The following is a 14,556-nucleotide window of genomic DNA, read 5'->3' on the forward strand; positions in this document are numbered from 1 at the left end:
GCCCGCGGTCTTGCGAGCCGGCTGTGTGAACCAGTCTCACTCAATGGACAGCGGATTCCATCCTCGGTCCATTGAGTGAGATGTCTATTTCATCATCCGAGGCATCATCCGAGGTCGAGCCGCAGGAGATCCTCCTCCGTCTCGCGGCGGACGATCACCCGCGCCGCGCCGTCGCGCACGGCGACCACGGGCGGCCGGAGCACGTGGTTGTAGTTGCTGGCCATGGAGCGGCAGTACGCGCCGGTGGCGGGTACGGCGATCAGGTCGCCGGGGGCCAGGTCGGCGGGCAGGAACGCGTCCTTGACGACGATGTCCCCGCTCTCGCAGTGCTTGCCGACCACCCGGGCCAGCATCGGCTCGGCCTCGGAGGTCCGGGACACCAGGGACACGCTGTACTCGGCGTCGTAGAGGGCGGTCCGGATGTTGTCGGACATGCCCCCGTCCACGCTCACGTACGTCCGGAGCCCCTCGAGCGGCTTGATCGTCCCCACCTCGTAGAGGGTGAACGCGGTCGGGCCGACGATGGCCCGGCCCGGCTCGACGGAGATCCGCGGGGCGCGCAAGCCGGCGGCCTCGCATTCGCGGGCCACGATCTCGTTGAGGGCCTTGGCGATCTCGTGCGGCTCGCGCGGGTCGTCCTCGGAGGTGTACGCGATGCCGAGGCCGCCGCCGAGGTCGATCTCGGGGAGCTCCACGCCGTGCTCGTCGCGTACGGCGGCGAGCAGCCGCACGACCCGCTTCGCCGACACCTCGAAGCCGGCCATGTCGAAGATCTGCGAGCCGATGTGCGAGTGGACGCCGAGCAGCTCAAGGCTGTCGTGCCCGAGCGCGCGCCGTACCGCCTCGGCCGCAGACCCGTCCGCCACGGCGATGCCGAACTTCTGGTCCTCGTGGGCGGTGGCGATGAACTCGTGCGTGTGGGCTTCGACACCGACCGTCACCCGGATCTGCACCGGCTGCCGGACGCCGAGCTCGCGCGCGACGTGGGCGACCCGGGCGATCTCCTGGAAGGAGTCCAGAACGATCCGCCCGACCCCCGCCTCGATGGCCCGCCGGATCTCGGCGACGGACTTGTTGTTCCCGTGGAAGGCGATCCGCTCGGCGGGCATCTCCGCCGCGAGCGCGGTGGCCAGCTCCCCGCCGGAACACACGTCGAGGTTGAGCCCCTCCTCCTTCAGCCACCGCACGACGGCCTTGGAGAGGAACGCCTTCCCCGCGTAGAACACGTCGGCGTCCTTGCCGAAGGCGTGCGCCCAGGCCCGGCACCGCTGCCGGAAGTCCTCTTCGTCCAGGAAGTACGCGGGGGTACCGAACTCCTCGGCCAGCCGGGTCACTTCGATCCCGCCGACCCGGACCACACCGTCCTCACCACGCCGGACGGTGCGGGCCCAGACCTTCTCGTCGAGCGCGTTCAGGTCGGCGGGCGGCGGGGAGTAGTGCCCCTCGGGCAGGACGTCGGCGTGCCGGGGCCCGGCGGGGTGCGCAGAACGACTCATGTCTCTCTCTCAACGACTCACAACGACTCACAACGACTACTAACGGCACAGATCCACTAGATCCGGTCCGATGCTTCGATGCCGAGCAGGGCCAGGCCGCCGGCCAGCACCGTCCCGGCGGCTTCGGCAAGGGCCAGCCGGGCACGGTGGGCGGCCAGGGGTTTCTCGTCCCCGGTGGTCAGCACGCAGTACTGGAAGTCGAGGAGCGCGTCGGCGATCAGCACGAGGTGCCGGGCGAGCCGATCGGCCTCCCGGTGGTGTGCGGCGGCTTCGAGCACGAGCGGATACTCGGCGAGCACCCGCACCAACGCCTCCGCGTCGCCCTCCAGCGGTCCCGGCTCGGCCCGGAACCCGAGCTGCCCGGCATTGCGCACCAGGGCCCGGCTGCGGGCGTACCCGTACTGCACCCGGAAGAAGGGGTTGCTCTCGTCCAGCCGGGCGAGCGATCCGTCAAGTACGGGGGCCTGCCTGGCCGGGCCGGCGAGCATCCCCCAGCGCGCGGCTTCCGCGCCCAGGCGCCGTACGAGGTCATGATCGCGCCGCGCGAGCCCCGCAACCTTGATCTCCCCAGGCTCCTGGTCGCACCCCTGACTGAACAGGATCCGCCTTACAGCCTCGCGAACAACGCCCTCCCGGCCCCCTCCCCATTGCTGGGGGGCCTGGGGGGCCTGGTGGGGGGACTGGGGAGACTGGTGGGGGGACTGGAGGGACTCCACTCCAGGTGCAGCTTCACCCGCGGCATCCACGGACCACCCGTACCGAGGGCCCAGTGCCTGCACCTCGCGCACCAGCTCCGCAACAGGCCGGGGCTCGAGTACGAAGTTCAAGAACCCCCCGCCGGTCACCTCCACGGAACGCACCCCGGGCTCGACCGCCAGCCGCCGGGCCAGCACCTGCGCGACCTCGGCGGGCTTCATTCCGGCGGCCTTGGCCACACCGAAGGCGACGGGTGTGGCGTACTCCCCCACCCCACCGGGCCGGCTCCGCTCGACGACCACCCGCCCGGGAACGCTCACACCCAGCTCCCCCTCCTCGACGGCGCAGCGCAGGGCGCGTGCGACGGTCCGGGGGAGATGAGCGGGGTTCACGGGACCAGCGTAGGCGAGAGACCGCCTCCACCCGCGAAGGGTTTCGCCATGTGAACACCAAAGACAAAAGGGGCACCCTGGGGCGCAGCGCTCAAGGGCCCGTGAGGACAGAGGGGGGTCAACCAGGCCGGGGCCCGGCAGCGACCCGCTTCCGCTCGACGAGCCGCCGCACGATCCGCACCAGCTCGGCCGGCTCGAAGGGCTTCGCCACGAACGCATCCACCCCGGCGGCAACCCCGGCCTCGACCTCGTACTGGGTGCAGGCACTCACGATGGCGACGGGCAGATCCCGGGTCCGCGGATCGGCCCGCAACTGCGAGGCGGTACCGAACCCGTCCAGCCGCGGCATGACCACATCAAGCGTGACCACATCGGGCCGCACCTGATGCACCACATCCAGACACTCGGCACCATCAGCCGCGGTCACGACCTCGAAGCCCTCCAGCTCGAGATTGACCTTGATCAGCTGCCGGATGACCTTGTTGTCGTCGACAACAAGCACCCGGCCCGAGGCGCCTGGCACAACTCGAGAGTAGGTCGCCCCCGGCCCCCGCGTCCGGGTTTTCCCCACTTCCACCCCCTCCGAGCGACCGAGGTCCTCCCCGTCCACAAACCCGTTCCTGATCACCCCACCAGAGCTGGTAGTGTTCTACCCGTCGCCGCAAGCAACGCGAACGACACGCCCCCGTAGCTCAGGGGATAGAGCAACGGCCTCCGGAGCCGTGTGCGCAGGTTCGAATCCTGCCGGGGGCACTTCGCAGGAAGTGCCCAAAGACCCCGCCATCAGCGGTAACGCTGAGAGTGGGGTCTTCGCGTATGCGCAGCCAACTGCCGCCGCGCGCAGCCGTATGTCAGCGGCTGTGGACTATTCGTCGACAGGATCTTGGCCCATCAGCCCAGGTCAGCTCACGGAAAACACGAAGGGCCCGGACTGGTCCAGGGTCCTCGCGGTCACACGCCACTCACGGGCACGGGCTCTCACTCGTACTCGCGCAACAGATCCTCAATCCGACGGTTGGCCACCTCCTGCCGCCCGCCCAGGCACTCTGCGTACCGACTCAGCAGGACTTCCACGCTGTTGCCAGCACGCTCGGGGACCTCGGTGGGGTCAACACCGGCATTGAGCCACGTGGAGAGCGCCGAGTGCCTGAGGTCGTAAGGCCGGCGGGCCAGCGGAGAGGCGGCGACCGCCGGCGGCAGGGCCAGCGCCCGGGCCTCCTGCCAGGCCCGGTAGTACGGGGAGCAGGAGCCGCTCCCCCGGCCCTCGCTGATGAACAGCCGGCCTTCCTTGGGGAAGAGACAGGCCTCCACGTCAACGGGGTCGAACTCACCGGGATACACAAGAACACGGCACGAGGCATCGTTCGCCTGGTCTTCCGCTGTAAGCCATCCGGCAGGAACGAACGCGCCTCGGAGGAATCGATCGCGGTCTCGTGGCTCACCCCGAAGGAGGCATTCGAGCAGATGTCCGAGGTCTTCGCGATCCGTCTCCTGGACGCCCAGGACGACGGCGGGCCCCAACTCCCCAGCCACAACGGTCGGCAGCTGCTCACAGCATGACGCGCGACGAAGCCGTACGCCTGGTCCAACAACTCATGGACGGCAGCATCACCGATGAGGCCGAAGCCGGCACGGCCCTTGCCGCACCGACGCTGGGACTGAGCTGTCCCCACATCACCGACTACATCTACTGGGACTTCGACCCCGAACTGAGCGCCGAGAAGGTCGTAGACCGAGCCATGACTTACAAGCCGTTCGCGCTCTGAGCCGGTCGACGCGGTAAGAGTTTCCCTACTTCATCAAGGCACCCGCCGCGCAGAGCGCGGCGAGCGCGGCCCGTCGCCGGGACCTGCGCTCCTGTCTCCGCCTCCCCTGGGCGTCAGGGGTGGGGGAGCGCGCGGGTGAGGTTCTTGTGGAGGGTGGCGGCCAGGTCCGTGGTTGAGGGGGGTGTGGGGGTGGAGAGTTTGGTGAGTTCCGTGGTGAAGGTTTGGGTGAAGGCGCCGTAGAGGGGGGTGCGGGGGCGTTGGACCGCGGATTTGAGGGCGGTCAGGAGGGTGTCGCGGGCGTAGGCGGGGCGGTGGGCGCTGTCGCGGGGCATGCGGTCCGTGCTTTCGGCCGAGGGGGGCGGGGAGGCGGGGACGCCGCGGGGTTTCTTCAGGCTGCAGGTCACGCCGTCGGTGTCGTACGCGGACGTCCTGGTGGCTGCGAAGCCCGCGTCGAGCAGGCAGCGTTCGCTCTCCCGGCCCGTGAGGTACTTGATCAGCTGCTCGGCGGCGGCACCGCGCTTCGAGGTCTTCGTCACGGCCAGGTTCTGGCCGCCCAGTACCGCCCTTCCCGGTAGCGGGGCCACCCCGAGCTGGTCGGCGGACAGGGATTGGTGGAGGGTGCGGTAGGCGTACGGCCAGTGGCGGAGGAAGGCCGTGCGGCCGTTGGCGAAGTCGGCCAGGGAGTCCGCCTCGTCGGACGTGGCGGCGGACCCCAGGGTGTACGGGGCCTGGGTACGGGAGCGCAGTTCGGCCAGGCCTGACTCCAGGTCCTTCGCCTTGCCGGTGTAGCGGCCTTCGGCGTCGGTGAGGGCGAGGGTTTCGGTGGCGGAGGCGAAGGCCTCGATGCCGTTGACCGTGAGCCCCTCGTACGGGGCGAGCTGGGTGGTCCAGCCCTTCTGGTAGGCGGCGGGGAGTTTCTGGCGGGCACCGTCCAGGGTGTCGATCAGTTTGTGGACCTCCCGCCAGGGGGTGGGGGTGTCTTTGGAAAGTTCGGGGTTGGTCACGCTGGCCTGCTTGAGGTAGTCGCGCCGGTAGTAGAGCAGGCCGACGTCGCTGTTGAACGGAACGGCGTACACCTTGCCGTCCCAGCGGGCCGTCGCCGCCACGGAGCCGATGACGTCCCCGTCGACGAGGACGTCGGGCAGTGGCCTGATGAGGGCTGCCTCCGCGAACTCCGGCACCCAGGTCACGTCGAGGTTGACCACGTCGTACTCCGCACTGCCGGACTGGAGCGCGCCGAGCAGCTGGCTGCGCTGCTGGTCCGCCGAGCCCGGCAGCTCGACCAGACGGGCCCGGAAGGGCGTGTTCTTGTCCTGCTGCTCCCGGTTCCACTCCTCGATCAGCTGCTGGCGGATACCGCCCTTGCCGGTCACGTCGCGGCCGCTGGCCACCACGATCTCGCCCGGGGTGTCGGGCGGCTGCGAGGCCCCGGTCGCCCCTGTGCCGTCGGACCCGCCGTCCGTGCACGCCCCGGCGGAGAGGACGAGGAGGAAGGCCAGGAGTGCGGTCAACGTTTTGCCGCGGTTCATCCGCCGGCCCCCGTTCCGGTTCTGGCGACCTCGTCCCGCAGTCCCGCGACGAGATCGCTCTTGGTGTCCAGGCATCGGCCGCCGCTCGCCTGGGAGATGAGCAGGTCCGGTTTGTTCAGGTCGCAGCCGCCGCTGTCGAGGGAGGCCATGACCACCGGGATCTTCTTCTCCCGCGCCGAGGCCAGCAGACCGTTCAGCCGTCCGCCCTCGGTCAGGCGGCCGATGTCCTCGTCGTCCGTGATGAAGACGATCAGCTGGGGGCGCTCGTCGTCGGTGCCGCGCTGCGTCATCTCCTGCAGCGCCGCGACGAGGGCCTGGTACGGGTCCGCCTCCATGTCCTTGACCTTGGCCTGGCGGAGGGCGCCCTCGGCTTCCGGCCGCCCGTGTCGGCCGAAGGCCAGCAGCTCGCGGTAGTACGCGCGCTGGCCGGGTTCCGTCGCCACGGCCCAGACCCCGTACTGGTCCTGGTCGCCGAGCCCGCCCAACGACTGCTGGATGATGCCGGGCCCGCCGCCGGGCCCCTCCCACAGGTCGCCCATCGATCCGGAGCTGTCCAGCAGGAACAGCACACGGCCGGGCCCGCCCGCGTCCCGGTAGCTCTGCAGGGCCGTGGTCATCGCTTCGGGGCGGACGGAGTCTGCGAGGCGGCCGGGGTTGTCGAGCGCGCCGAACTGGCTGAAGGTGAGGCCGGAGTCGAGGGGTTGGTGCTCCTCGGGGCTCCGGAAGCCGTCCTTTCCGAATTCGGCCAGTCCCGGTCCGCCCGTTCCTGCCTTGTTCTCCTTGTCCTCGGCGGGCCGCTTCGTCAGCCAGCTGTGGAAGCTCTCGGCTGCCGCGTCCCGGTTCTCGGCGTCCAGGCCGGCGTCCTGCCAGCGGACGCGTACGTACGTCGGGTCGAGGCCCGGTACGTCCTCGGGGTACGCGGCCATCCGGCGGGCCCGCGTGGTGCTGTCGCAGCCCACGCCGGTCTTCAGCAGGAACTCGGGCACCAGGGCGGCGGTGCGGTTGTCCACCTCTTTGTCGTCCGGCAGTTCGCAGAGCAGGGCCGAGCCGGTGAGGGAAGGGGGGCCGGATTGCGCGACGCGGCGCTCGGCCTCCGCCGGGTTCGAGGCGCCGGCGGAGGTGTAGAGGCCGACCGTGGCCAGCAGGCCGGAATCGCTATGTTCCGGGTCCGTACGCCGGACTTCGGCCTTCTGCTCGCGTGTCCGCAGGTCCGCCGTCAGCTCAGCAAGGGGGCCGACGCGGCCGTCGGTCTCCTCCGTCGCCAGGAGCTGCGGTACGGCGAGCACCATCGGCGAGTAGGCGAAGGGGGTGGGGTCGGGCTTCAGCTCCACGTACCTGCGCTGGTTCCCCTTGGCCTGGGCGCGGGCGACGCTGGCGGAGGTCGCCGGGATCCAGATGTCCGGCTGGGGTCCGATGTCCCGTTGCGGGTTGGTGTCGTCGCCGGTGGGCCGCTGCCAGGGGTCGGACTGGTCGTGGAGGGCGGCGACGGCGTCGGCGGCGCCGGCACTGTAGACGGTGATGCCGCTGCGGCGGCAGCCGCCGCCCTCCTTGTTCGCGTCCGACACCAGGTACGCCTCCGCCGCCTTGCGTACGGTGGACTCGATCTCGGGGTCGGTGAGCAGGCGGAGTTCGAGCGCCGGCTTGCAGACCTGGGGCGCGCCGCCGATGAGGGCGAAGCCGGTGGCGATCAGGCCGACCAGGGCCGCGAGCGCGCCGGCGGCGAGCGTGATCGTCTTGCCGGCCGGGCGCGGCCCGATCCTTATCCCGGGTCGCTTCCCTGGTCGCTCCCCTGGTCGCCGCCCGGGCCCTCCCCCGGGGCCTCTCCCGGACCGTCGCCCGATCCTCCGTCCCGGCTGCTGTCCGGTGCGCAGCCCGTTCCCGATCTCGTTCCCGATCCCGGTCCCGTGCCCCTGCCCCTGCCCCTGCCCCTGCCTCTGGGCTTGGGCCTGCCCCTGCCCCTGCCCCTCTCCCCGTCCCGGAGGCCCGTCCCGGTCCTCCTCCCCCGCCTCGCCGGCGTCCCCCGCCTCGCCCGCCGGCCCAGCCGGTCCCGCGGCCAGCAGTACGTCCGCGCCCGAGGCCGCCGGGCGGTGTTGGGGCTCCCAGCGTTCCGGTGGGTCGCGCAGGGTCGTGTGGTGCTCGAGCATGTGGGACCTGAGGTGCTCCGCCAGGTCGTTGAAGCCGACCTCGCCGTCGGGCCCGCCGACCCCCTCGGTCAGGAAGCGCACCAGCTGTCCGGTGAACGGCGTCGGGGTGTCGTCGTCGCCCGCGTCGATCCGGTTGTTGGCCTGCACGCTCATGAGGAGGGATGTCCGCCGGCGCTGGCGGGTGTCCAGTGCGTCCCAGGCCGCCGCGGCATTGCCGGCGTAGCAGCAGTCGAGTACGACGACCACCTGTTCGGCCCCGGTGCGGGCCAGCACGGTGAGGATGGTCTTCCAGGGCGCGGCACCGCGGAACACCGACTCGGCGCCCGGCACGATCGTCGCGGCGCGCATCAGGAGCCAGAGCGTGTCACCGGTGCTGGGCACGGCACCGTGCCCGGAGAAGTAGAGGAAGAGCAGGCCCTCGGCGGCGTCGACGGCCTCGTCCAGCCGGCGGTCGAACTCGTCCACGGTGTCCGGGCGGCAGACCGTGATCTCGTCCTCGCGGAACACCGCCCCCTTGCGCAGTGCGTGTTCCAGGGCGGTGAGGTTGTGTTCGACCGCCTTGAGGTCGCCGGGCACTCCGACCGGGTGGTCGGGCTGCTTGTACTCGTATGCGGGCACTCCGACGAGCAGCGCCCGGTTCACCTTGCCGCGCGGGTCGAAGCGCGCCACCGGACTACCTTTCGTCACCGTCCGGTGTGACCTCGACCTCGGGGGGTTCGCCGCGCTCGACGGCGCGGCGGTTCTCCCGCCAGGCCTGCACCCCGCTCTTCACCTGCCTGTACACCTCGTCGAAGAGGGTGGGGCCGACGACTCCGATCAGCACGAGCACGATGTCCAGCCCGGCCCCCATGGGGTGTCCGGACTCCTCCGTGCCCGTGCGTTCCTCGATCGCGAGTCTGCCGCTGTTTCTGAGGTCCGCGAGCTTCTGTTCCCGTTCGAGCCACGCCTTCAGCGCACCGATGTCGCTCTCGCCGGCGCCGTGCGTGAGGCGCACGCGGATAGCCGTATTCGCCACACCGTCCCCCTCGATACCGTCCCCCTCGGCCATAACTCCTCATGATGTCACGCGAGTTGAAGGACGGGGAGGTATCGGTCACGCACTGTTCGCCCTCTTTCGCGGAAACGGCACACCGCGCCCGACCCATTCGGTGCGCTCCGGCGAATCGCACGACGCCGGACACCCGGTTACGGGGTGTTCTGAGCCTTGTTGGGAGCGGAAGCGCGGTGCCTAGAATTCGAGGGAGAGGCCGCTTGCGCCGCTGACCTGGCGCTTTGCGGCACCGGACGGCGTACGGGATGGGGCGGCACAGATGCGTGAGCTGGCGGAGACGGCACGGCAGTGGCTCTCGGAGGGGCGGGCGGCGTTCCTGGCGCGGCCGGTCACCGAGCAGGGGTTCGGGCCGCGGGAGCCCGCCGGGGCACTGCTGGTCGATCCGCGCGGGGAGTGCGTCGGAAACCTGTACCGGGGGGTCTTCGATGCCGAGCTGGCCGCCGAGGCCGCTGCCGTGCCGGACGGGGTGACCGCCCGGGTGTGCGAGGTGTCCGTCGGCGCGGCCGAGGCCACCGAGGCGCGGCTGACCTGCGGCGGGCACGCGGAGGTGCTGCTCCAGCCGCTGGCGTCGGTGCCGGCCGAGTGGTGGGAGCTGCTCGGTCAGGGCGCCGGGGTGGCGCTGGTGACCCGGCTGAACGAGGGTGCGGACCGGGCCGAGAGTGCAGTCGTACGGGCGGTCGACGCGCCCGCCACGGATGCCGAGCGGCGTGCCTCGGAGCTGTTGGGTACGCACCGGGCCGGGCGGGACGCCCTGTACGGGCAGTCCGGGCTGGTGCTGATCGAGGCGTGCCCCGCGGCCCCGCACGTGGTGATCTGCGGGGGCGGCGAGATGGCGGAGGTCATCACCCGGCAGGCGCGGCTGCTGGAGTGGGAGGCAGTGACGGTGGGGAGCGCCGGCGAGGCCGAGAAGGTGCTGGCCGCGCACCGGGATGCGGCCTGCCTGGTCGTGCTGACCCACGAGCCGGAGTTCGATGTGCCGACGCTGCGGGTCGCGCTCGCCGAGGGGGTCCCGTACGTCGGTGCGCTGGGCTCGCGGAAGACCACGGCACGGCGGCGGGAGGGGCTGCTCGCGGCCGGGGTGAGCGAGGCGCAGCTGGCCAGGGTGCACGGCCCGATCGGGCTGGACCTGGGCGCCCGTACGCCCGCGGAGACGGCGATGGCGATCTGCGCGGAGATCCTGGGGGTGCTGGGCGGGCACGAGAGCGGGGCCCTGCGGGACACCGAGGGGCCGATCAACCCGTAACCCGTGGCCGTGGCCGTGGCCTGCAGTAGCCCCCGTGGTCGGTGGCCCGGGCCCGTGGCCGGTGGCCGGTGGCCGTAGCCCGGGTCCCGTGGCCCATGGCCGGCGGTAGCGCGTAGCCCGGAGGCCGGTGGCGGCGGCCCGTGGGCCCGTGGGCAGCCGCTCTAGCCGCGCCCGTCCCGGTCAGCTCTCACCGAGGGCGCGCTTCAGCTGGGCCTTGTTCATGTCCGAGCGGCCGTGGATGTTGCGGCGCTGGGCTTCGGCGTAGAGCTGGTCGTACGTCGGGCCTTGGGCGCCCTGGTGGGAGCGCAGGCCGCCGCGCCGGCCGGAGGAGATGTCCTCCAGGGACTGCTTGCTGGCGGTCTTGGACTCGCCGGCACGGGCGCGTTCCTTGTTGACGGTGCGGGCCGCGATCTCCTCGGCCTTCTTCTCGGACTCGCCGCGTTCCTTGAGGCCCTCCTTGATGTGTTCGTACTGGCGTTCGCGCTTGGGGGACGATCCGCGGGGCATGAGCCGCTCCTTCCGGGTGCTTTCGAGTGCTCTCCGAGTCCTTGCCGGTGGTCCGGCGGGATGCTCGGCGCCTACCCGGGGCAGGGAGCGGGATTCATCCGGTTTTGGAGGCATAGGGGGGATTAAGCCGGGTACACGCGGCCCATGGACACGATCCTGACCGACATCGCATGGTTCCTGGTCGTCGGAATCGCCGTGGCCGGATTCCTGATCGGCATGTTCTGGCTGGGCAGAAAGGTCCGCGACGAGGAACCCGAGCCACCCACCGCCGAGAGTCAGCCGCACCTGCCCGAGGGCGGGGCGGTCCACGAGGTCCGCGAGGAACGGGACCCCGTGGAAATCCCCAACGGTGGCCTCAGGCCACATGAGATGCAGGGATACGGGAACTTCGGTTCCACCACGTCGACTCACCCGGAGGAAGTGCGGGAGCAGCGGGAATCCGGGTACACGGGCGAGCACATCCGCAAGCCGGAGGACACGGGCAAGCGGCCGCCGCCCGGGACGGGCGGGACCGTGCGGCAGGCCTAGCGGCCGGCCGAGTGGACCGGCCCGGAGCGCATCGGGGCGCGCCGGGCCGGTCCCGTGTGTGCACGGGCTCGTGTAGCCCGCCGGGTCAGGGTGCCGGGTCACGGTCGGCACGGGCTCGTATAGCCGGCCGGTCAGGGTGCCGGGTCCCGGTCCAGGCGCAGGCGGAGGACCTCCGGGGGCGGGTGGCGGGTGCTCGCGTGGCGGACCTCTGCCGACAGGGGCGGGTCCAGCAGCCGGAACGGGACCTCGCCCAGCCCGATCGCGGTGACCGTGCCACCCCCCGTCGCGGCGGCCTCGCCCCCGCGGGCGGCCAGGACGGCCGCCGTCTCCGCCCGCAGGGCCGGGGAGAGCGGGCTGGAGACGACCGGGGCCTCGTCCTGCTCCCCCGGCAGGACCAGCACCAGGGCCGCCGGCCGCCGCGCCGGGCCGGTGTAGCCGATCACCGCCGCGTCCCGGGTGTCGGTGTGCCGGAGCTTCTGCCAGGCCCGCCGCCCCGCCGGGTACGGCTGGTCCAGGCGCTTGATGACGAGCCCTTCGATCCCGCTGGCGGGCAGGGTCTCGTACCAGGTGGCGGCCAGTTCCGGATCGGTGGTCATGGGGACCGGCTGCAGGGGCGGGCCCAGCGGCAGCAGCAGGTCGACGAGGAGGGCGCGGCGGCGTTCGTACGGGCGGCCGCGGAGGTCCAGCCCGGCCAGGGTGAGCACGTCGAAGGCCGCGTACGAGGCCGGCAGGCTCTGCGCGAGGAGCGCGGCCCGGCTCGGGGTGGCGGCGGCCCGGCGCTGCACGAGCGCGAAGTCCGTACGGCCCGCATGCCAGACCACCACTTCCCCGTCGAGCACGGTGTCGGGCGGCAGTTGGCGCGCCGCGCCCGCCAGGTCGGGGAAGGCGGCGGTGACGATCCGGCCGGAGCGGGCCTGGAGCAGTACCTCGGTCGGGGTGCGGCTGATGACCAGGCGGTGGCCGTCGAACTTCGGTTCGTACGCCAGGCCGGGCCCGCGGGGGAGGGTCCGTACGACGGCGGCCAGCGCGACGCGGATCATCGCGCGTCCCTCCCGGGGAGCGGGGCGGCGTGGTCGGGGTCGATCAGGGGGCCGAACAGGTCGCCGTCCCGGGCCAGCCGCGGCGGGATGTCGTCGGCGAGGAAGACCAGGTCCTCGGGGTGGACGCAGGCCTCGACCTCCGCCCAGGACACCGGCGCCGACACGGTCGGGCGGGACCGGGCGCGCAGGGTGTAGGGGGCGGCGGTGGTCTTCGCGGCGGCGTTCTGGCTGTGGTCCACGAAGACCTTGCCGGGGCGCAGGACTTTGGCCATGCGGTGGACGACCAGGTCGGGCAGTTCTCGCTCGGCCTCCTGGGCGAGCTGTTTCGCGTACGCCGAAACCCGTGCGGAGGGGGTGGGTTCGAGGGCGGCGGCCAGGTGGAGGCCCTTGGAGCCGGAGGTCTTCGGGTACACGTGCAGGCCGTCGGCGGCGAGCCGGTCGCGCAGCCAGAGCGCCGCGGCACAGCACTCGACGACGGTGGCGGGCGGGCCGGGGTCGAGGTCGAGGACGAGCCGGTCGGCGATGCCGGGGTTGTCGGCGGGCCATTGGTGGATGTGGAACTCGACGACCAGGTTGGCGGCCCAGACGAGGCTGGGGAGGTCGGATACGAGCACCTGTTCGGCGTTCTGGTCCTCGGAGCGGGGCACGCGGACGGTCTTCACCCAGGTGGGTGTGCCGGGCGGCGGATTCTTCGTGAAGAAGAGCTGCCCTTCCGGCCCGTCGGGATAGCGCAGGAAGGACACCGGCCGGTTGTGGATGTGGGCGAGCAGGGAGCCCGCGACCGTGGCGTAGTAGTGGAGCACCTCGCCCTTGGTGAAGCCGGTCTCCGGATAGAGGACCTTGTCGAGATTGCTGAGCGCGAGGCGACGCCCCTCCACCGATGTGATCGGCGTCATACGATGAGACTGCCACGAAAGAGGAGGAACCGTGCGATCCATCTGGAATGGTGCGATCTCTTTCGGCCTGGTCAGCATCCCGATCAAGCTGGTGAACGCCACCGAGAACCACTCAATCTCCTTCCGCCAGATCCATCTGGAGGACGGCGGGCGGATCCGCTACCGGAAGGTGTGCGAGCTGGACGGGGAGGAGATCCCGTCCTCCGAGATCGGCAAGGGGTACGAGGAGGCCGACGGCTCGATCATCCCGATCACGGACGAGGATCTCGCGCGGCTGCCGCTGCCGACGGCGAAGACCATCGAGATCGTGTCGTTCGTGCCGGCGTCGGAGATCGACCCGCTGCAGATGGACGCGGCGTACTACCTGGCGGCGAACGGGGTTCCGGCGGCCAAGCCGTACACGCTGCTGCGGGAGGCGCTGAAGCGGAGCGAGAAGGTGGCCATCGCCAAGTTCGCGCTGCGCGGGCGGGAACGGCTGGGCATGCTGCGGGTCGTCGACGATGTGATCGCGATGCACGGGCTGTTGTGGCCGGACGAGATCCGCGCGCCGGAGGGCGTGGCCCCGGAGACCAAGGTCACGGTCCGGGAGGCCGAACTCGACTTGGCGGACGCGCTGATGGCGACGCTGGGGGACGTCGAGGTGTCCTCGCTGCACGACGACTACCGCGAGGCGGTGGAGGCGCTGCTGGCGGCGAAGTCGGGCGAGGCGATCGAGCGGGAGCTGGCGCCCGAGGCGGAGCGCGCGAGCGGGCAGGTGATCGACCTGATGGCGGCACTGGAGCGGAGCGTCAAGGCGGCGAAGGCGTCGCGGGGGGAGGCGACGGAGCCGGAGGCGGAGAAGGGGGAGGGAGCGGAGCCGGCGGCGGTGACGCCGATCGGGCGCAAGCGGGCGTCGTCGAAGGCCGCGGCCAGGACCGGGGCCGGGACCGGGACCGCGGAGCCGAAGGCGGTGGGCGGGAAGAAGTCGACGGCGACGAAGAAGACGGCAGCGGCGGCGTCGAAGAAGAAGTCGACGTCCGCGTCGGCGAAGTCGGCGGGGGCGGGGGCCGCGGCGAAGAAGACGACGTCGAAGGCGTCGACTGCCAAGAAGACCACGGCGAAGAAGACGACGGCGAAGAAGGCCGCCCCGCGCAAGCGGACTTCGGCCTGACGGAGCCGGCCTCGGCCCGGCGTCGTCGGCTGCGGCTCCAGCTGTGGGGTCGGCCTCGGGCTGCGGCTCCAGCCGTGGGTGCGGCTGCGGCCCCCGGCTGCGGTTGCGGCCCCCAGCC

General features: G+C 71.6%; 13 protein-coding genes, 1 tRNA gene and 2 pseudogenes. 6 read left to right on the forward strand and 10 right to left on the reverse strand.

The features are described 5' to 3' along the window. Nucleotides 1-104: 104 nt before the first annotated feature. The 3 genes from lysA to AB0447_RS03655 form a co-directional block, all read right to left on the reverse strand. A complete protein-coding gene (gene lysA, locus AB0447_RS03645) occupies nucleotides 105-1,496 on the reverse strand; it encodes a diaminopimelate decarboxylase (protein ID WP_366474794.1) in 1,392 nt (463 codons plus the stop codon). A 56-nt stretch (nucleotides 1,497-1,552) separates the two neighbouring features. Further along, complete coding sequence (gene nrtL / locus AB0447_RS03650) at nucleotides 1,553-2,584, reverse strand: ArgS-related anticodon-binding protein NrtL (protein WP_366474795.1); 1,032 nt, start codon at nucleotides 2,582-2,584, stop codon at nucleotides 1,553-1,555. A gap of 118 nt (nucleotides 2,585-2,702) precedes the next feature. Continuing rightward, nucleotides 2,703-3,155, reverse strand: a complete 453-nt coding sequence (locus tag AB0447_RS03655; protein WP_366475086.1) for a response regulator — start codon at nucleotides 3,153-3,155, stop codon at nucleotides 2,703-2,705. Nucleotides 3,156-3,265: 110 nt separating this feature from the next. Between AB0447_RS03655 and AB0447_RS03660 the strand changes: the two genes are divergently transcribed. Beyond that, nucleotides 3,266-3,337 (forward strand) — tRNA-Arg (locus AB0447_RS03660). Between the two features lie 225 nt (nucleotides 3,338-3,562). Here the strand turns inward: AB0447_RS03660 and AB0447_RS03665 are convergent. Next, nucleotides 3,563-3,871, reverse strand: a pseudogene (locus tag AB0447_RS03665) (site-specific integrase); the annotation flags it as partial. Between AB0447_RS03665 and AB0447_RS03670 the strand changes: the two are divergent. Together AB0447_RS03670 and AB0447_RS03675 are read left to right on the forward strand one after the other, a co-directional pair. Then, nucleotides 3,872-4,144, forward strand: a pseudogene (locus AB0447_RS03670) (NUDIX hydrolase); the annotation flags it as partial. After that, nucleotides 4,141-4,350, forward strand: a complete 210-nt coding sequence (locus AB0447_RS03675; RefSeq protein ID WP_366474796.1) for an e9imm peptide — start codon at nucleotides 4,141-4,143, stop codon at nucleotides 4,348-4,350. The pseudogene AB0447_RS03670 and the gene AB0447_RS03675, both read left to right, overlap by 4 nt. Nucleotides 4,351-4,463: 113 nt before the next feature. Here AB0447_RS03675 and AB0447_RS03680 read toward each other — a convergent pair whose 3' ends face one another. From AB0447_RS03680 to AB0447_RS03690, 3 genes are read right to left on the reverse strand one after another with little or no spacing between them, the layout of a single operon-like run. Beyond that, nucleotides 4,464-5,879 carry an extracellular solute-binding protein gene (locus AB0447_RS03680; RefSeq protein WP_366474797.1) on the reverse strand — a complete coding sequence of 472 codons (1,416 nt, stop codon included), beginning with the start codon at nucleotides 5,877-5,879 and terminating at the stop codon, nucleotides 4,464-4,466. After that, complete coding sequence (locus AB0447_RS03685; RefSeq protein ID WP_366474798.1) at nucleotides 5,876-8,692, reverse strand: substrate-binding domain-containing protein; 2,817 nt, start codon at nucleotides 8,690-8,692, stop codon at nucleotides 5,876-5,878. The genes AB0447_RS03680 and AB0447_RS03685 overlap by 4 nt, the downstream gene beginning before the upstream one ends. Nucleotides 8,693-8,696: 4 nt before the next feature. Continuing rightward, complete coding sequence (locus AB0447_RS03690; protein ID WP_366474799.1) at nucleotides 8,697-9,017, reverse strand: hypothetical protein; 321 nt, start codon at nucleotides 9,015-9,017, stop codon at nucleotides 8,697-8,699. A 316-nt stretch (nucleotides 9,018-9,333) separates the two neighbouring features. Between AB0447_RS03690 and AB0447_RS03695 the strand changes: the two genes are divergently transcribed. Next, nucleotides 9,334-10,317 carry an XdhC family protein gene (locus AB0447_RS03695; RefSeq protein ID WP_366474800.1) on the forward strand — a complete coding sequence of 328 codons (984 nt, stop codon included), beginning with the start codon at nucleotides 9,334-9,336 and terminating at the stop codon, nucleotides 10,315-10,317. 180 nt (nucleotides 10,318-10,497) lie between these two features. On the opposite strand, the gene AB0447_RS03700 is transcribed toward AB0447_RS03695, so the two are convergent. Beyond that, entirely contained in the window at nucleotides 10,498-10,824 is a 327-nt protein-coding gene (locus AB0447_RS03700) for a plasmid stabilization protein (RefSeq protein ID WP_366474801.1), read from the reverse strand. 144 nt (nucleotides 10,825-10,968) lie between these two features. Between AB0447_RS03700 and AB0447_RS03705 the strand changes: the two genes are divergently transcribed. Continuing rightward, the gene (locus AB0447_RS03705; protein ID WP_366474802.1) at nucleotides 10,969-11,352 is read left to right on the forward strand and encodes a DUF6479 family protein; all 384 of its coding nucleotides are present in this window, start codon (nucleotides 10,969-10,971) and stop codon (nucleotides 11,350-11,352) included. Nucleotides 11,353-11,483: 131 nt separating this feature from the next. On the opposite strand, the gene AB0447_RS03710 is transcribed toward AB0447_RS03705, so the two are convergent. Continuing rightward, nucleotides 11,484-12,392 (reverse strand): ATP-dependent DNA ligase, encoded by a 909-nt coding sequence (locus AB0447_RS03710; protein ID WP_366474803.1) that lies wholly within the window; start codon nucleotides 12,390-12,392, stop codon nucleotides 11,484-11,486. Further along, a complete protein-coding gene (ligD, locus tag AB0447_RS03715; RefSeq protein ID WP_366474804.1) occupies nucleotides 12,389-13,288 on the reverse strand; it encodes a non-homologous end-joining DNA ligase in 900 nt (299 codons plus the stop codon). The genes AB0447_RS03710 and ligD overlap by 4 nt, the downstream gene beginning before the upstream one ends. 31 nt (nucleotides 13,289-13,319) lie before the next feature. Here ligD and AB0447_RS03720 point away from each other — a divergent pair, with 31 nt between their 5' ends. Further along, on the forward strand, nucleotides 13,320-14,438 hold the full coding sequence (locus tag AB0447_RS03720) for a Ku protein (RefSeq protein WP_366474805.1): 1,119 nt from the start codon (nucleotides 13,320-13,322) through the stop codon (nucleotides 14,436-14,438). Nucleotides 14,439-14,556: the final 118 nt, after the last annotated feature.

It is taken from the genome of Streptomyces sp. NPDC051211 (assembly GCF_040689505.1).
Classification (GTDB): Bacteria; Actinomycetota; Actinomycetes; order Streptomycetales; family Streptomycetaceae; genus Streptomyces.

What these genes read in the sequence shown, in the direction of transcription:
- lysA (WP_366474794.1), bottom strand. Translation starts at nt 1,496, where the DNA reads ATGAGTCGTTCTGCGCACCCCGCCGGGCCCCGGCACGCCGACGTCCTG.
- AB0447_RS03675 (WP_366474796.1), top strand. Translation starts at nt 4,141, where the DNA reads ATGACGCGCGACGAAGCCGTACGCCTGGTCCAACAACTCATGGACGGC.
- AB0447_RS03680 (WP_366474797.1), bottom strand. Translation starts at nt 5,879, where the DNA reads ATGAACCGCGGCAAAACGTTGACCGCACTCCTGGCCTTCCTCCTCGTC.
- AB0447_RS03695 (WP_366474800.1), top strand. Translation starts at nt 9,334, where the DNA reads ATGCGTGAGCTGGCGGAGACGGCACGGCAGTGGCTCTCGGAGGGGCGG.
- AB0447_RS03700 (WP_366474801.1), bottom strand. Translation starts at nt 10,824, where the DNA reads ATGCCCCGCGGATCGTCCCCCAAGCGCGAACGCCAGTACGAACACATC.
- AB0447_RS03705 (WP_366474802.1), top strand. Translation starts at nt 10,969, where the DNA reads ATGGACACGATCCTGACCGACATCGCATGGTTCCTGGTCGTCGGAATC.
- AB0447_RS03710 (WP_366474803.1), bottom strand. Translation starts at nt 12,392, where the DNA reads ATGATCCGCGTCGCGCTGGCCGCCGTCGTACGGACCCTCCCCCGCGGG.
- ligD (WP_366474804.1), bottom strand. Translation starts at nt 13,288, where the DNA reads ATGACGCCGATCACATCGGTGGAGGGGCGTCGCCTCGCGCTCAGCAAT.